This is a genomic window from Streptomyces sp. NPDC107454 (assembly GCF_055582885.1).
This window is the reverse complement of record NZ_JBVJPA010000005.1, coordinates 557,801-573,068: the sequence shown is the minus strand read 5'-3', so window position 1 is coordinate 573,068 and position 15,268 is coordinate 557,801. Positions and strand designations below refer to the sequence as shown.

Annotated in this window: 14 protein-coding genes; 10 read left to right on the top strand and 4 right to left on the bottom strand. The window is 69.5% G+C overall.

From position 1 onward, the window contains the following. The first annotated feature begins 29 nt into the window (after positions 1-29). Both ACZ69M_RS15550 and ACZ69M_RS15545 read left to right on the top strand, forming a co-directional pair. Positions 30-1,598: an acyl-CoA carboxylase subunit beta gene (locus ACZ69M_RS15550; protein ID WP_470050135.1), complete on the top strand. Its 1,569-nt coding sequence runs from the start codon at positions 30-32 to the stop codon at positions 1,596-1,598. 14 nt (positions 1,599-1,612) lie between these two features. Further along, positions 1,613-1,879, top strand: coding sequence for an acyl-CoA carboxylase subunit epsilon (locus ACZ69M_RS15545; protein WP_470050133.1), 267 nt, complete (start codon positions 1,613-1,615; stop codon positions 1,877-1,879). A 149-nt stretch (positions 1,880-2,028) separates the two neighbouring features. On the opposite strand, the gene ACZ69M_RS15540 is transcribed toward ACZ69M_RS15545, so the two are convergent. The 3 genes from ACZ69M_RS15540 to ACZ69M_RS15530 form a co-directional block, all read right to left on the bottom strand. Beyond that, positions 2,029-2,835, bottom strand: coding sequence for a 4'-phosphopantetheinyl transferase family protein (locus ACZ69M_RS15540; RefSeq protein ID WP_403705604.1), 807 nt, complete (start codon positions 2,833-2,835; stop codon positions 2,029-2,031). After that, entirely contained in the window at positions 2,832-3,785 is a 954-nt protein-coding gene (locus ACZ69M_RS15535; protein WP_470050131.1) for an aromatase/cyclase, read from the bottom strand. Before ACZ69M_RS15535 ends, ACZ69M_RS15540 begins: the two co-directional genes overlap by 4 nt. 268 nt (positions 3,786-4,053) lie before the next feature. Further along, positions 4,054-4,749, bottom strand: a complete 696-nt coding sequence (locus ACZ69M_RS15530; protein ID WP_470050129.1) for an antibiotic biosynthesis monooxygenase family protein — start codon at positions 4,747-4,749, stop codon at positions 4,054-4,056. A 236-nt stretch (positions 4,750-4,985) separates the two neighbouring features. Between ACZ69M_RS15530 and ACZ69M_RS15525 the strand changes: the two genes are divergently transcribed. The 3 genes from ACZ69M_RS15525 (at position 4,986) to ACZ69M_RS15515 (ending at position 7,404) form a co-directional block, all read left to right on the top strand. Continuing rightward, on the top strand, positions 4,986-5,432 hold the full coding sequence (locus ACZ69M_RS15525; RefSeq protein ID WP_470050127.1) for a nuclear transport factor 2 family protein: 447 nt from the start codon (positions 4,986-4,988) through the stop codon (positions 5,430-5,432). Then, complete coding sequence (locus ACZ69M_RS15520) at positions 5,429-6,739, top strand: cation:proton antiporter (protein ID WP_470050125.1); 1,311 nt, start codon at positions 5,429-5,431, stop codon at positions 6,737-6,739. The genes ACZ69M_RS15525 and ACZ69M_RS15520 overlap by 4 nt, the downstream gene beginning before the upstream one ends. Before the next feature lie 140 nt (positions 6,740-6,879). Beyond that, on the top strand, positions 6,880-7,404 hold the full coding sequence (locus ACZ69M_RS15515) for a flavin reductase family protein (RefSeq protein WP_235613982.1): 525 nt from the start codon (positions 6,880-6,882) through the stop codon (positions 7,402-7,404). A 14-nt stretch (positions 7,405-7,418) separates the two neighbouring features. Here ACZ69M_RS15515 and ACZ69M_RS15510 read toward each other — a convergent pair whose 3' ends face one another. Continuing rightward, positions 7,419-7,823: a winged helix-turn-helix transcriptional regulator gene (locus ACZ69M_RS15510; RefSeq protein WP_470050183.1), complete on the bottom strand. Its 405-nt coding sequence runs from the start codon at positions 7,821-7,823 to the stop codon at positions 7,419-7,421. Between the two features lie 206 nt (positions 7,824-8,029). Between ACZ69M_RS15510 and ACZ69M_RS15505 the strand changes: the two genes are divergently transcribed. The 5 genes from ACZ69M_RS15505 to ACZ69M_RS15485 all read left to right on the top strand — a co-directional run bounded on the left by ACZ69M_RS15505 (position 8,030) and on the right by ACZ69M_RS15485 (position 15,190). Further along, entirely contained in the window at positions 8,030-9,523 is a 1,494-nt protein-coding gene (locus tag ACZ69M_RS15505) for an MFS transporter (protein WP_470050122.1), read from the top strand. 46 nt (positions 9,524-9,569) lie between these two features. Next, positions 9,570-9,965 (top strand): pyridoxamine 5'-phosphate oxidase family protein, encoded by a 396-nt coding sequence (locus tag ACZ69M_RS15500; RefSeq protein WP_095853649.1) that lies wholly within the window; start codon positions 9,570-9,572, stop codon positions 9,963-9,965. Between the two features lie 225 nt (positions 9,966-10,190). Then, on the top strand, positions 10,191-11,666 hold the full coding sequence (locus ACZ69M_RS15495) for an FAD-dependent monooxygenase (protein WP_470050120.1): 1,476 nt from the start codon (positions 10,191-10,193) through the stop codon (positions 11,664-11,666). A 109-nt stretch (positions 11,667-11,775) separates the two neighbouring features. After that, entirely contained in the window at positions 11,776-13,476 is a 1,701-nt protein-coding gene (locus ACZ69M_RS15490; RefSeq protein WP_470050118.1) for an NAD(P)/FAD-dependent oxidoreductase, read from the top strand. 202 nt (positions 13,477-13,678) lie between these two features. Next, positions 13,679-15,190: an FAD-binding oxidoreductase gene (locus ACZ69M_RS15485; protein ID WP_470050116.1), complete on the top strand. Its 1,512-nt coding sequence runs from the start codon at positions 13,679-13,681 to the stop codon at positions 15,188-15,190. Positions 15,191-15,268: the final 78 nt, after the last annotated feature.

Sequence of the window (15,268 nt, the reverse complement as noted above, 5' to 3'; positions counted from 1 at the left end):
ACTGATCCACTTGAAGGGGAGATCCGTACATGGAGCCCGCGATACCCATCGAACTGGGCGGCCGGCTGATGGAGCTGGCCGAACGCAAGGACATCGCCCGTGCCGGGCAGGACCCGAAGGCGACCGAACGACAGCACGCCAAGGGCAAACTGACCGCTCACGAGCGCATCGAACTGCTGCTGGACAAGGGCAGCTTCCAGGAGGTCGAACCGCTGCGCCGGCACCGGGCGACCGGCTTCGGCCTGGAGGCGAAGAAGCCCTACGGCGACGGTGTGATCACCGGCTGGGGCACGGTCGAGGGCCGTACGGTCTTCGTCTACGCCCATGACTTCCGTGTCTTTGGCGGCGCGCTGGGCGAGGCCCACGCCTGCAAGATCCACAAAATCATGGACATGGCCATCGCCGCCGGGGCGCCGCTGGTGTCGCTCAACGACGGTGCGGGCGCCCGCATCCAGGAGGGTGTCTCCGCGCTCGCCGGGTACGGGGGCATCTTCCAGCGCAACACCCGGGCCTCCGGTGTCATCCCTCAGATCAGCGTGATGCTCGGCCCGTGCGCGGGCGGCGCGGCGTACTCGCCCGCCCTGACCGACTTCATCTTCTCCGTCCGGGACATCTCGCAGATGTTCATCACCGGGCCCGACGTGGTCCGCGCGGTCACCGGCGAGGAGATCAGCCAGAACGGGCTCGGTGGCGCCGATGTGCACGGCGCTGTCTCCGGAGTGGCGCACTTCGTCCACGACGACGAGGAGAGCTGCCTCGCCGAGGTGCGCTATCTGCTGTCGCTGCTGCCGTCCAACAACCGCGAGCTGCCGCCCCGGCACGTCAGCGGCGACCCGGGCGACCGGTCCGGGGACGTGCTGCTCGACCTGGTGCCGCACGACGGCAACCGCTCGTACGACATGCGCGGGGTCGTCGAGGAACTCGTCGACGACGGCGACTACGTGGAGGTGCACGCGGGCTGGGCGCCGAACATCGTCTGCGCCCTGGCCCGGATCGACGGGCACACCGTCGGCATCGTCGCCAACCAGCCGGCCGCCATGGCGGGTGTCCTGGACATCAAGGCGAGTGAGAAGGCCGCACGGTTCGTGCAGTTCTGCGACTCCTTCAACATCCCGCTGGTCACGCTGGTCGATGTGCCCGGCTTCCTGCCGGGTGTGGACCAGGAGCACGAGGGCATCATCCGGCGCGGCGCCAAGCTGCTCTACGCGTACTGCAACGCGACCGTGCCGCGGGTCTCGGTGGTGCTGCGCAAGGCGTACGGCGGCGCGTACATCGTGATGGACTCCCGCTCCATCGGCGCCGACATCGCGCTGGCCTGGCCGACCAACGAGATCGCGGTCATGGGTGCCGAGGGGGCCGCCAACGTGGTCTTCCGGCGGGAGATCGCGGCCGCGGACGACCCCGACGCGATGCGTCAAGAGAAAATCGACCAGTACAAGGAGGAGCTGGTCCACCCTTACTACGCCGCCGAACGCGGGCTGGTCGACGACGTCATCGACCCGCGCGAGACGCGGGCGGTCCTGGCCCGTTCGCTCGCCATGCTCGCGGCCAAGCACGCCGAGCTGCCGCGCCGCAAGCACGGCAACCCGCCCCAGTGAGCAGGGAGGAAACCATGAGCATCCAGCGCCCCGCCCTTGTCCCCGTTCCCGCCCCCGAGCCCGCCTCCGAACCCGCGGCCGGTCCGCTTTTCCGGATCGAGCGCGGCTGCCCCTCCCCGGAGGAGCTGGCCGCGCTGACCGCGGTACTGATGGCCGTCACCGCGGGCCCCGGCGTCGCACCCGACGACACGGCCCGCAAGCACCAGGTCGTCGCCCTGTGGCGCCGCCCCGAACGCGTCACCGGCTTCGACGGCCCCCGCACCTGGCGAGCGGCGGCCTGACCCCCCGGGGGTGGAACAGGGCGAAGGGGCCGGAGAGTTCACAGGAACTCTCCGGCCCCTTGGTCGTGCTCCTTCAGGGGCGCGGGGAACTGCGCGACCAGCCCAGGACAACCCGCACCCTGAGGCCGACCCGCAGTCCCCCCACTTCCTCAGCGCTCCAGATCCCCGTGCTGCGCGGGATCCCGCAGCATGGACCGCAGCCCCGGTTCCATCTCGACAAGACGCTCCACCGCGTCCGGGGCGTACAGATAGGCGGTAGGCACGGCGCGAAGGGCGACGGGACGATCCCCCGCCCCGGCCAGCGCCACCGCCGCGATGTGGGTGGAACACAGGGGCAGGTTGCCCACCACCCAGCCCGTCGGCCGCTCGGCCAGCCCTGCCTCACCGAGGTAGTCGAGGTCGGCCCCCCGGGTCAGCCCGGTGCCCAGCCCCTTCAGATACGCCTCCTTCCGTGTCCACAGGCGGCCGAAGGCCATGGTCCGTTCGTTCTCGGGAATCTTCTCGAGCTCCTCCCGCTCGGCCGGATGCAGCGCCGGCAGACACGCCTCGGCGGTCTGGGGCGACGGCAGCCGCTGGACGTCGGCGCCCACCCGTGACTCCGCCACCACCACGATCGCCAGGCCGTGGCTGTGCGAGAGCGAGAACTGGGGGGCGCCGCCGGGCACGCCGAGCACCACGGGCCGGCCGTGGCGTTCACCGTTGCCGTTGTACCGCTCGCCGGCGAGGTTGAGCCGGCTCGGTTCGATGCCGGTGTAACCGGCGAGGACCCGGCGCAGTCCCACGTGCGCCGCGGCGTACATCTGGCGGTCGTCGGGGCGACGGTAGGAGTCGGCCCGACCTCTCTCGTACGCGTCGAGCTCGTCGTACGGGACGTCACGCGGCGAGTCGGGCGGCGGCAGCAGCCACACGTCCAACTCCCCTCGCGCTACGGCGAGCCGGCGCACCGTCGGGGTCAACGGCGGCCCTCCGCGTGAGCCTTGGCGTGGTTCAGGGTGGCCAGGCTGTTGGTGGACAGGGCGGTGTGGACGTACTCGCGGGCGTCGGCGACGGTGGCGGTGTCACCGAGGATGCGGGCGATGGTGTCCGTGCGGAGGCTGACGGTGTGCTGGGAGGTGGCCGCGACGCCCTGGTCGGTGTCGGTGAACGTCCAGTGGCCCGTGTGCAGGTTCATCAGCGCGGGCAGGGTGACCTGCTTGTACGCGATGTGCTGGTGGGGGAAGGTCACCCGGTAGGACTTGGTGGTGTGGACGGAGCCGTCCTTGGCCCGGGTGTCCATCTCCAGGGTCTGGAGCCCCGGGGTGTCCTCTTCCAGTCGGACCGTCGCCACGTGCGGCAGACGCTCCGACCACAGGTTCGCCTCGTTGATGAAGGCGAACAGGTCCTTGGCGGAGCCGTCGACGTAGACGGTGTCCTCGAACGAGAACGTCAACTCGGCGTCGGAGTGTTCGCGTTCCGCGTTCTGCTTCAGCGCCGCGAGTTCCGCGACGGCGCTCCGGTCGAGCTCGGCGCCGATCCGGTCCAGGGCCCCGGGGTCGTCGTCGGCGGCCCGGAACTCGTGCAGCAGCCGTACCCGGGACGCGTTCTCCCCGAGCGGTTCGACGAGCCAGGCGCCGCCGAGGCCGGCGACGGGGGACGCGGTGACCAGGTGCTGGAAGTTGACCCGCAGCTTGGCGGGTTCGACGATCCGGCGCAGCGGACGGCAGCGTGGTTCGCCCGCCGCGGTCGGTGCGGTCTCCCAGATCGTCAGCCGCTCCTCGCCCTCGGGAGCCTCCTCGTGCTCGACGTGGATGACCGAGGGGAAGATCCGTGGCCAGTTCCCCACCTCGGCGATCAGCCGGTGGACGGTGTCCGCCGGGACCGCGATGTTGATCTCGTGCGCGACTTGGCGCATGCCCGGGTGTTCCATGCGTGCTGTCTCCTCGTCCTGGTGTGGCGCGCGGGGGCGGGACGGGAACGGGAACGTGACGGACAGAAAAGCCGCTGCCGGGTGGGGGATTCCCGGCAGCGGCCAGCCAGTGGGGATGGGAACGCGCCCGTGCGTCCGCGTCCGTGCGCGATCTGTCATACGTGTGTGCGTGGTGCGTGCTTCCACTGCGGGTGTTTCACGTGAAACACCGTGCAGACCCGGTGGCGGGCCGGCCGCCGCCCGACCGGTCGGCCCGCCACCGGGTGGCTCACTCGCCCGCGGCGCGGGTGTGGACGACCTGGTAGGTGTTCTCGTCCTGCCAGGTCTGGAGCGCGGCGACACGGGCGTCGACCTTCTGACGCTCCGGGGAGCGCTCACCCTGCGGCACGGAGCGGAAGGCGTCGTACGCCTCCTTGCTGTCCCACTGGGAGTAGACGACGACGAACTTGCCCTCGATGCCGCGGGCACGCAGGCCACGCAGCACCGTGTGGGTGCGGTAGCCGGGGACGTCGACCAGCCACGTCTGGGACTCGCCCAGGGCGTCGATCAGGTCCTCCTGGTTGTCCGGCAGCACGCCGAACAGCTCGATGGCGGTGTAGTCGTCGCGGGACGGGGAGATCTCGGTGACGCCGCCCAGTTCCGGCTTCTGCTGCGTGAAGGCGATCTCGTTCTGGAGCAGACGGATCGAGGTGGTGATCTCACCGAAGAGCGGGAGGGTGCGGTGCTTGAACTCCTCACCGGCGTAACGGCTCTCCAGGTCCTCGGTGCTGCGCCACTGGATGAAGTTGGCCGTTCCCGGCTTGTCCTGTCCGGCGTGGACCGTGCTGGATATCCAGCCCTCGTAGGCCGCCGTGTCGACGATCTCGCGCATCGCGGCGAGCAGCTTGACCTGCTTCTCGGCGGCGTCGGTCGAGAACAGGTTGAGAACGGTCAGGTGCTGACCATCGGCTGCGATCTTCGGCATTCTCTCGTCTCTTCCGTTCGAGGAAATGGGAGTGCGAATGGAGGTGCGAATGAAGGTGCTGGTGGAGCTACGAATGCAGCATGGCAAGAAGATCTGCCCATGTGAAAGGGTCGGCACTTCAGGATTGGCGGCGCTTTTGTCAATTGTTCGAGGGCGGTGTCAGATCTTTCTCAACTTCGTCAGGGCTGTGAAAAGCGCCCTTGGTTGCCGATTGGCGTGGGCGCCATGCTCGGGTAATGCAGTCAGGCCCGGAAGTATCAGAGATATCCACTCTCCTTGACCGGTACCTCATCGGTCTCGACGACGACGAACTCGACGACGCGTGGGCGCGGAAGCTCTTCACGAAGGACGCCCTGGTCGAGTTCCCCATGAGCCGGCACGAGGGCCTCGACGGACTCGCCGGCTACCACCGTGACGCGCTGGCGGCCTTCGCCGCCACCCAGCACCTCGGTTCGCCCGCGGTCGTCGACCTCGACGACGCCGGTGAGCGGGCCGTGCTGCGCGCCAACCTCGTCTCGACGCATGTGCACCACCCCGACGCGGCGGACGAGCCCCTGTTCCAGGTCGGCACGCTCGCGACCGGCGAAGCCCGCCGCGCCGCGGCGGGCTGGCGGCTCTCCTCCCTGACCTTCCGCGTGCTGTGGACCCGCGGTACCCCGCCCCGACCCCGGGAGCCCCAATGACGACTCTGGCGGCGACCAGCCCCCAGGACATGAAACTCGGGATCATGCTCGCCGACATCGGCGTGGTGCTTGTGGCCGGCGCCGCACTCGGGCGGCTCGCGCGGAAGCTGCGTCAGCCCATGGTGGTCGGCGAGATCGTCGCGGGCATCCTGCTCGGCCCCAGCGTCCTCGGCCTGCTGCCGGGGAACCTCACCGAGCACCTCTTCCCCGCCGATGTGAGGCCGTTGCTGTCCGCGGTCTCCCAGGTCGGTCTGATCCTGTTCATGTTCGTGGTCGGCTGGGAGTTCGAGAAGCGCCTGATCAGGCCGCACGCCCGGCTCGCCGCGGGCGTCTCCATCTCGTCGATCGCGATGGCCTTCGGCCTGGGTGTGGCGCTGGCCCCGTTCCTGTACGACGAGCACTCCACGGTGGCCGGACACCACATCTCCTTCGTCGCGTTCGCCACCTTCATCGGCACCGCGATGTCGGTGACGGCCTTCCCCGTGCTCGCGCGGATCCTCACCGAGAACAAGCTCCTGGACACCCGGGCCGGTTCGCTCTCGCTGGCCAGCGCCGCCATCGACGACCTGCTCGCCTGGTGCCTGCTGGCCTATGTCTCGGCCCTGGTCACGGCGAACGGGAACTACTCCGACCTCGCCCGCATCGGTCTCTACAGCGTGCTCTACGTGGCCGGGATGCTGCTGGTCGTACGCCCGCTGGTGGCCCGGCTGGTGTGGCGCTGGGCGGCCACCGAGCGCTGGTCGGCGCTGCTCGCGGTGCTGTGCGCGGGCGCCCTGACCTCGGCATGGCTGACCACCTGGATCGGCATCCACGCCATCTTCGGGGCGTTCCTGTTCGGGTTCGTGATGCCTCGTGAGCCCGCCATGGTCCTCGCGGAGCATCTGCGCAAGCCCATGGACCACGTCAGCGTCGTGCTGCTTCCGGTCTTCTTCATCGTCACCGGGCTCGGCGTGGACCTCGGTGCGCTCACCGCCGGTGACGTCGTCGCGCTCGTCGCGATCATCGTCGTGGCCTGCACGGGCAAGCTGGTCGGCGCCATCCTTCCGGCGCGGCTGGCCGGGTTCTCCTGGCGTGAGTCGAAGGACCTGGGGCTGCTGATGAACACCCGGGGTCTGACCGAACTCATCATCCTCAACGCGGCCGTCAGCCTGGGTGTGCTCGACACCCGCATGTTCACGATGCTCGTGATCATGGCGCTCGTCACGACGGCGATGGCGGGTCCGCTGCTGTCCAGGCGTCGTCCGGTGCCGACTGTCGTGCCCGAGCCGTCCGAGCCGTCCGAGGCCCCGGCTTCACGCGCGGCCTGATCAGAAAAGCCCCCGGAACCCCCGTAACTCCGCGCGGCCGGACTCCGAACCCCGGACTCCGAACTCCGTAACCCCCGAACCCGGTAACCCCCGTAACCGCGTAACTCCGTAACCCCGTATCCGAGAACGAGAGGGCTGTCGTGATCCCCGTTTCGCAAGCCATCCCCGAGCAGCTCGGTCCGGTCGACGGCCGCGCGCTGCGCACCGTGTGCGGACACTTCGCCACCGGTGTCACGGTCATCACCTCGGGCAGCGGCGACAACGCCACGGGCGCCACGGTGAACTCCTTCACCTCGGTCTCCCTGGACCCGGCGCTGGTGCTCATCTGCCTGCACGACGACTCCCGGCTGCTGCCCGTGGTCCAGGAGTCCGGCGGCTTCGTCGTGAACTTCCTGACGCAGCGACAGGAGCCCGTGGCCTGGGCGTTCGCCGGCCGGCGGACCGCCCGGATCGAGGAGGTGCCGCACCACAGGTCCGTCCTCGACCTGCCGGTGCTCAGCGAGGCGCTCGCGCATCTGGAGTGCCGGCTGGTCACCGAGTACGACGGCGGCGACCACACCATCCTGCTGGGCGAGGTCGTCGGTCTGCGCGCGCCCTCCGAAGCCGAACAGGAGGACCCGCTGATCTTCTTCCAGGGCTCCATGCGGACACCGGCATGGAGCTGAGGGACCTACCCGGTTCAGTGGCGGGCCGCGGCCTGCTCCTCCGCCTCGTCGAACGCCTGCCGCGCCTGCTCCACCAGCGGCAGGTGGCCGGCCGACCAGTCGAAGAGCGAGGCGAACAGGGGGGCCAGGGTCCGTCCCAGATCGCTGATCTCGTACTCCACCCGGGGCGGCACCTCCGGGTAGTACGTGCGGATCACCAGCCCGTCCCGCTCCAGCTGACGCAGCCGCTGCGTCAGCACCTTCGGCGTGATGGTGCCGATGTTGCGGTGCAGTTCCACGAAGCGCTGGGTGCCGAAGGCGTTCAGCGTCCAGAGGATCGGCGTGGTCCAGCGGCTGAACACGATGTCGAGGACCGGGGCGATCGGGCACCTCTGCGGGGTGCCGGCGGCGGCCGCGTGCGCGGCTTCGGGGCTGGTCATGACCGGCATGCCGGTCGCGTCGCCGGCGCCGCTCGCGGCTGTACGGCCCTGCGTGGCTGTGCTCTTCATTCCGACCATCACCTTTCGGGAAGTCACTTTCCTCTAGGTACCTACTATACCCAGGATGCTAGCTTCCAAGAAGCCAGCAAAGCCAGTACCTCCCTGTACGTCCCCGTCCGAGAATCCTCATGCTCCTAGGGAGTGACATGTCCATCCAAGAGTCCACCCACAGCCCCGCCCAGGCGGCGGGCGAGTCCGGGCCGGTCCGCCGCCCCGGCCTCATCCTGGCCTTCCTCTGCCTGGCCGGCTTCATGACCTTCCTCGACGTGTCGATCGTGAACGTCGCCCTGCCGACCATCGAGGACGAGCTCAACATCTCCACCACCGCTCTCCAGTACGTCGTCACCACCTACGGCATGCTCCTCGGCGGCTTCCTGCTGCTGACCGGCCGGCTCGCCGACACCCTCGGCCGCCGCCGGATGCTGCAGACCGGTCTGCTCCTGTTCGCCGGTTCCTCGCTGCTCGCCGGGGTCTCGCAGAACGCCGCGATGCTGATCGGCGCCCGCGGTGCCCAGGGCCTGGGGGCGGCGTTCATCGCCACCGCCGCGCTGAGCCTGCTGACCAACAACTTCGAAGAGGGCCCGGCCCGCAACAAGGCGCTCGGTGCCTGGGGCGCGCTCAGCGGTCTCGCCGCCGTCGCCGGCGTCACCCTCGGCGGTCTGCTCACCGATGGGCCCGGCTGGCGCTGGATCTTCTTCATCAACGTCCCGATCGGCGTCATCGGCGCCCTGGTCGCCCCGATGGTCGTCGGCGAGAGCCGCTCCGCCCAGCGCAGCAAGTCCTTCGACGTCGCCGGTGCGGTCACCCTCACCGCCGGCCTGGTCCTGCTGATCTTCACCCTCGGTCAGACCGTCTCCGACTCCAACGTCCCGACCGGCCGGGTCGTCGGCGGGTTCATCCTCTCCGCGATCCTGCTCGTCTCCTTCATCGTCATCGAGCGCCGCGCCAAGGAGCCGCTGATGCCGCTCGGCATCTTCCGCCGCCCCTCGCTGCGCGCCGCCAACGGCATCGCCATCCTGCTGCTCGGCACCTGCGTCACCCTGTTCTTCTTCGCCAGCCTCTTCATGCAGCAGGTCCTGGACTACTCCGCCGTCAAGACCGGCTTCGCGTACGTGCCGCTCGCGGTGCTCACCGCCGTCGGCGCCGGCGTCGCCTCCCAGGTCGTCACCAAGGTCGCCGCCAAGCCCGTCCTGCTGGTCGGCCTCGCGCTCGCCGCGACCGGCATGATGCTGCTGTGGCGTGCCCCGTCCGACGCCTCCTACCTGACGGACATCCTGCCCGCCTTCGTCCTGATGGGCCTCGGCCTCGGAATGTCCTTCGTCCCGCTGCAGGTCTCCGCGTTCGCGGGGATCGAGGAGCGCGAGTCGGGTCTGGCCGCCGGTCTGATCAACACCGCCCAGGAAGTCGGCGGCGCGCTCGGCCTCGCGGTCGCGGCGACCTACGCCTTCCGCCGGGTCGACGAGCTGACGGCCAAGGCCCACGGTGTTCCCGCCCTGGTCCAGGAGGCCCGTACGACCGTCTTCCACGACGCGTTCCTCGTGGGCGCCTGCTTCGCCGCGGCCGCCTTCGTGGTGACCCTGGTGCTGCTCCCGTTCACCAAGTCCTCCGAGCAGTCCGCGGCCGTCCCCGCGCACGCCTGACGGCAGACCAGAGACCGAAGTCGGACGACGAAGAACGGACCCGGCCATGTCCCAACCCCTGCCCCTGTCCGCCGCGGCGGAGGAGTTCCTCGCCGAGAACGCCCTGTGCACCCTCACCACCCTTCGCCCGGACGGCACGCCGCACGTCGCGCCCGTACGGTTCACCTGGGACGGTGAGGCGGGCCTGGCCCGGGTGATGACCACGGTGCACCGCCGCAAGTCACGCAACCTGTTAGCCAGGGCCGGTGGCCGGGCCGCCGTGTGCCAGCTGGTCGGCCCCCGCTGGATCACCCTGGAGGGCCCGGCCACCGTCTCCACCGACCCGCCCCGGGTGGTGGAGGGGATGCGTCGCTACGCCAAGCGGTACTGGTCCCAGCCGCCGCAGCCCCCGGGCCTCGCGGTCATCGAGATCGCGGTCGACCGCGTGATGGGCCTGTACTGAACGGCCCGTACCGAACTCCCGGAGCACATACGGGGCGAGAGGGTGCCGGAAGACACTTCCGGCACCCTCTCGCATGCTCCGCCTGTACCTGCCCCGTACTCGCCACCCCGTACCACCCAGTAGCTGCAAGGCCTCTGACGAACTTGTCAGAGTCCTGTATCGGCGCCCATTCAGCTTCCCGGGAGCCCTCGGAATACTGGAGAAAACGCCAGCGGGAGAGGGAATATGGACGCCTTCAATGCCGATGTGATCGTTGCCGGAGCGGGACCCTCGGGTCTCATGCTCGCGGGAGAACTGCGCCTCTCGGGTCTCTCGGTCATCGTGCTCGACCGGCTGGAACAGCCGATGCAGCAGTCCCGTGCGCTGGGATTCTCCGCCCGTACGATCGAGGAATTCGGCCAGCGCGGCCTTCTCGAGGATTTCGGTGCGCTGGAGACCATACCCGGCGGCCATTTCGGTGGACTCCCCATCGACTACCGCATTGTCGAGGGCGGCAATTTCGGTGTCCGCGGTGTTCCGCAGTCGCGCACCGAGGCCATCATCAACAAGTGGGCCGTGGGTCTGGGCGCCGACGTCCGCCGGGGCCACGAGGTCATCGGCCTGACGCAGGACGAGAACGGGGTCCAGGTCGAGGTCGCGGGCCCGGAGGGCGTCGAGACACTGCGCGCCGCGTACGTCGTCGGCTGTGACGGCGCCCGCTCCACCGTCCGCCACCTGGCCGGGATCGACTTCCCCGGCGTCAGCGCCACCATCGAGATGAAGATGGCGGACGTCGCCGGAGTCCAGCTGCGGCTGCGCCCCACCGGCGAGGTCGGCGAGGCCGGCATGGTCGTGGTCCTGCCGCTCGGCCCGGGCGCCACCCGCGTGGTGGTCTTCGAGCGCGGCGCCGGTGTCCGCCCCACTCAGGAGCCGCCCACCTTCGAGGAGGTGGCCGCCGCCTTCCAGCGGGTGACCGGCGAGGACATCAGCGGTGCCAAGCAGCTGTGGACCAGCTACTTCACCGACGCCAGCCGGCACGCCGCCGAGTACCGCAAGGGCCGGGTCTTCCTCGCGGGCGACGCCGCCCACATCCACCTGCCGATCGGCGCCCAGGGCATCAGCGCGGGCGTCGGCGACGTGGTCAACCTCGGCTGGAAGCTCGCCGCCGCGGTCAAGGGGCACGCCCCGGAGGGCCTGCTCGACACCTACCACTCCGAGCGCCACCCGGTCGGCGCCCGCATCGTCTACAACACCCTGGTCCAGCGCACCCTCTACCTCGGCGGTCCCGAGGCCCAGCCGCTGCGCGACCTGTTCGCCGAACTCGTCCAGATCGAGGACGTACGGCGTCACCTCGTCGGCCTGGTCACCGGCCTGGACATCACCTACGGCGCCGTCGAGGGCGGTCACCCGCTGCTCGGCCGCCGGCTGCCCGACCAGGAACTGCTGGTCGGCGACGAGAAGACCACCACGTACGAGCTGCTGCACCAGGGCCGCCCGGTCCTCCTCGACCTGCACGACAACGCGGCGCTGCGCGAGGCCGCGGCCGCCTGGTCCGACCGCGTCGACGTCGTCACCGCCACCCGGCCCGACGCCACCGCCCCGGCCGCCGACCTCCTCGTACGCCCCGACGGCTACATCGCCTGGGTCGGCGCCGACGGTTCCACGGACGGCCTGACCGACGCGCTCGCCCAGTGGTTCGGCGAGCCCCGCACCGCCGCCTGAATCCCCGGTCGCCCCGACCTGTTGATCCGACCTGTTGATCCGAATCCCTCCAGTAGGACGCGCGCCACCCATCCGACCCGTCCGTGAAACGAGAAAGAGGAGTGCGGTCTTGCCCACCAAGGCTGAGGAAGCGAAGAAGGCCGACAAGGCCGCCGAGTGGACCGAATGCGACGTAGCCATCCTGGGGTCGGGCCTCGCGGGCTCGATCATGGGAGCGATCCTGGCCCGTCAGGGTGCGAACGTGGTGCTCATCGACGCAGGTCAGCACCCCAGGTTCGCCGTCGGCGAGTCCCAGAACCCGCAGCTCGTCGAGTGGCTGCACATTCTGGCCGTGCGCTACGACGTGCCCGAGATCAAGCACATGCTGGACGTGAAGGCGGTCACCGAGCACATCGGTCCGACGCACGGCCGCAAGCAGAGCTTCGGCTTCGTCACGCACCGGCCGAACACCGAGCCGAACCCGGCCGAGGCGACGATGTTCGTCATCCCGAAGATGCTCACCGAGGCGGTGCACCTCTTCCGGCAGGACACGGACTCGCACTACCTGAACGTCGCCGCCAAGTACGGCTGCACGCTCCGCCAGAACTGGTTCGCCACCGACCTCGACGTCGACGACGACGGTGTCACCATCACCGGCAGGAACGGCGAGGTCTTCCGGGCCAAGTACCTGATCGACGCGAGCGGTTTCCGCTCCCCCCTCGCGCAGAAGTTCGACCTGCGCGAGAACCCGCCCCGGCACAAGCACCACGCGCGCTCACTGTTCACGCACTACGTCGGCATCAAGCCGTACGACGACGTGTGCAACTACCCGGAGGCGCTGCGCCCGCCCGCCGAGTCGCCCTTCCACGGCGGCACCCTGCACCACCTCATCGAGCGGGGATGGTTCTGGATCATCCCGTTCGACAACTACAAGGACTCCAAGAACCCGGCCTGCAGTGTCGGCCTGACCTTCGACGAGCGGCTGTACCCCAAGCCGAAGGACATGACGCCGGACCAGGAGTTCAACCACTACCTCGACATGTACCCGGCGGTGAAGCGGCAGTTCGAGGGTGCCAAGCGGATCCGTGAGTGGGTCTCCACCGACCGCCTCCAGTACTCCTCCAAGCGCACCATCGGCGCCCGCTGGTGCCTGATGTCGCACGCGGCCGGTTTCATCGACCCGCTGTACTCGCGCGGTCTGTCCAACACCTTCGAGGTCGTCGACGCCCTCGCCTACCGGATCCTGGACGCCCTGCGCGAGAACGACTTCACCGAGGAGCGCTTCGAGTACGTGGAGCGCCTGGAGCAGGGGCTCCTGGAGTACAACGACAAGATCGTCAACAGCTCCTACATCGCCTTCAGCCACTTCCGGCTGTGGAACGCGGTGTTCCGGGTGTGGGCGTGCTTCACCACGCCGGCCACCATGCGCCAGATCATGGCGCGCCAGAACTTCCAGCTCGACGGTGACGACCGGCACTTCAAGGAGATGGAGAAGGCGCCCTACACGGGTCTGTGGTGGCCGGACAGCCACGCCTTCAAGGTCCTCTTCGACACCACCGCCGAGACCTGCGAGCGGTACGAGGCGGGCGAGATCGACGGTGACAAGGCCGCGGACATCGTCTTCGAGGCGATCCGCGACTGCGAGTCCGTCAACACGCCCTTCGGCTGGAAGGGCCCCGAGGACCTCCGGTTCTTCCGGGCCACCACCCCCACGATGATGAAGTTCATGTGGTGGGCCAGCACCTCCGGACCCAAGGAGATGCGCGACCTCGGCCGCTCGATGCTGGCCGGCGTCGTCAAGCAGGGCGTGAAGGGCCGCAAGGTGTCCTGACCCCGGCCCCCTTTCGAAGGCCCTGACTCGAAGCCCCGCCTGCCGGGTCCGCCTTCACAGAGCCACTTCCCCCCCCGGATCCGGCGCCGGGCCCACCTTCCCCCCGTGGGCCCGGCGCCGGCCCCCTTGCTGCTGCTTCCTTCACGTCTCCCCCCACCGAATTCCACCTACATCCACCGCTTCCTAGAACCTTGGGACATCCGTGATCACTCGTAGAGCACTGATCGGTGCGGGAACCGCCGCCGTCGGCCTGGCCGTCCTGCCCAACAGCCCCGTCTCCGCAGGCTCCTCCGCCCCCTGGAGCACCCTCGCCGGCAAGCTCCAGGGACAGCTGGTGCTGCCCACCGACTCCGGCTACGGCGTGGCCAAGCAGCTGGAACTCGGCCAGTTCGACTCGGTCAACCCGCAGGCCGTCGCGTACTGCGTCAGCTCCTCCGACGTCTCCGTCGCGCTGCGCTTCGCCCAGGACAACGGCCTCCCGTCCGCGGTCCGCAGCGGCGGCCACAGCTTCGCCGGCTACTCGACCACGCCCGGCCTGATCATCGACGTGTCGCGGCTCAACGCGATCACCGTCGGCAACGGGACCGTCGACGTCGGCCCCGGCGCCAAGAACGTCGAGATACTCAACGCGCTCGCCCCGCACGCCCTGGTGGTCAGCGAGGGCGGCTGCCCCACCGTGTCGGCCGGCGGCTTCCTCCAGGGCGGCGGATTCGGCTTCCTGACCCGTCCGACCGGCATGGCCTGCGACGCGATCACCTCGGCCGAGGTGGTCCTCGCCGACGGCTGCGTGGTCACCGCCTCGCCGACCAGCCACCCCGACCTCTTCTGGGCGATCCGCGGTGGCGGTGGCGGCAACTTCGGTGTCGTCACCCGCTTCACGGTCACCCCGCACGAGGGCGACCAGATGGCCATCAGCAACCTGATCTTCCCGTACGACCGCGCGGCCGACGTGCTGCACGGCGTGGGCCAGTGGCTGGTGGACGCCCCCCGCACCATCGGCGGCGGCGCCTATCTCGTCCAGGCCGACGCGGCGCCCGGCACCGTACCGGCGCTCAACGTCTTCCTCGCCTCCCGTGGCACCCCGGCCGAACTGGCCTCGGAGGCGGCGCGGCTGCTGTCGCTGACCGGCGCGGTGACGGCCCGCCAGGACGCGGTCATGACGTACCAGCAGGTCATGATGATGATCTTCGGTTGCAGCACCCTCACCCAGGACCAGTGCCAGCGCGCCGGGAAGTCGCCGAGCGGGGTGCTCACCCGGCCGGCCTTCGGTCTGGAGCGGACCCGGCTGGGCAGCGCGCCCTACGCGCAGAGCGACTGGGCGAACGTGGTGACGGCCTTCGACGCCGACCGCAAGGCCGGGCAGGCCCGGTACCTCGACTTCCACTTCTTCGGGGGCGCGGCCAACGACCCGGCCCGCACCGACACGGCGTACGTGCACCGTGACTCGCTCTTCTCCGTCAACTACCGGGTCCTGATCAACGACCCGGCCCAGGTCACCGCCGAGACCAAGGCCGTCGCCACGAGCTGGGCCGACCACGGGTTCGACACCATCGACCCGCTGTCCAACGGCGAGACGTACCAGAACTGGATGGACGCGGAGCTGCCGAACTGGCGGCAGTCGTACTACGCCGAGAACTACGCGCGGCTGAAGGTCGTGAAGGCGAAGTACGACCCGTACCGCTACTTCAAGTTCGCCCAGGGCATCGGGGCCTGACGCTTCGTGACCCAGGACATCTCATGAACCCGGACATTTCTTGAACCCGGACATTTCTTGAACCTGGACATGGGGAAG

What these genes read in the sequence shown, in the direction of transcription:
- ACZ69M_RS15550 (WP_470050135.1), top strand. Translation starts at nt 30, where the DNA reads ATGGAGCCCGCGATACCCATCGAACTGGGCGGCCGGCTGATGGAGCTG.
- ACZ69M_RS15545 (WP_470050133.1), top strand. Translation starts at nt 1,613, where the DNA reads ATGAGCATCCAGCGCCCCGCCCTTGTCCCCGTTCCCGCCCCCGAGCCC.
- ACZ69M_RS15535 (WP_470050131.1), bottom strand. Translation starts at nt 3,785, where the DNA reads ATGGAACACCCGGGCATGCGCCAAGTCGCGCACGAGATCAACATCGCG.
- ACZ69M_RS15530 (WP_470050129.1), bottom strand. Translation starts at nt 4,749, where the DNA reads ATGCCGAAGATCGCAGCCGATGGTCAGCACCTGACCGTTCTCAACCTG.
- ACZ69M_RS15525 (WP_470050127.1), top strand. Translation starts at nt 4,986, where the DNA reads ATGCAGTCAGGCCCGGAAGTATCAGAGATATCCACTCTCCTTGACCGG.
- ACZ69M_RS15520 (WP_470050125.1), top strand. Translation starts at nt 5,429, where the DNA reads ATGACGACTCTGGCGGCGACCAGCCCCCAGGACATGAAACTCGGGATC.
- ACZ69M_RS15510 (WP_470050183.1), bottom strand. Translation starts at nt 7,823, where the DNA reads ATGACCAGCCCCGAAGCCGCGCACGCGGCCGCCGCCGGCACCCCGCAG.
- ACZ69M_RS15505 (WP_470050122.1), top strand. Translation starts at nt 8,030, where the DNA reads ATGTCCATCCAAGAGTCCACCCACAGCCCCGCCCAGGCGGCGGGCGAG.
- ACZ69M_RS15500 (WP_095853649.1), top strand. Translation starts at nt 9,570, where the DNA reads ATGTCCCAACCCCTGCCCCTGTCCGCCGCGGCGGAGGAGTTCCTCGCC.
- ACZ69M_RS15495 (WP_470050120.1), top strand. Translation starts at nt 10,191, where the DNA reads ATGGACGCCTTCAATGCCGATGTGATCGTTGCCGGAGCGGGACCCTCG.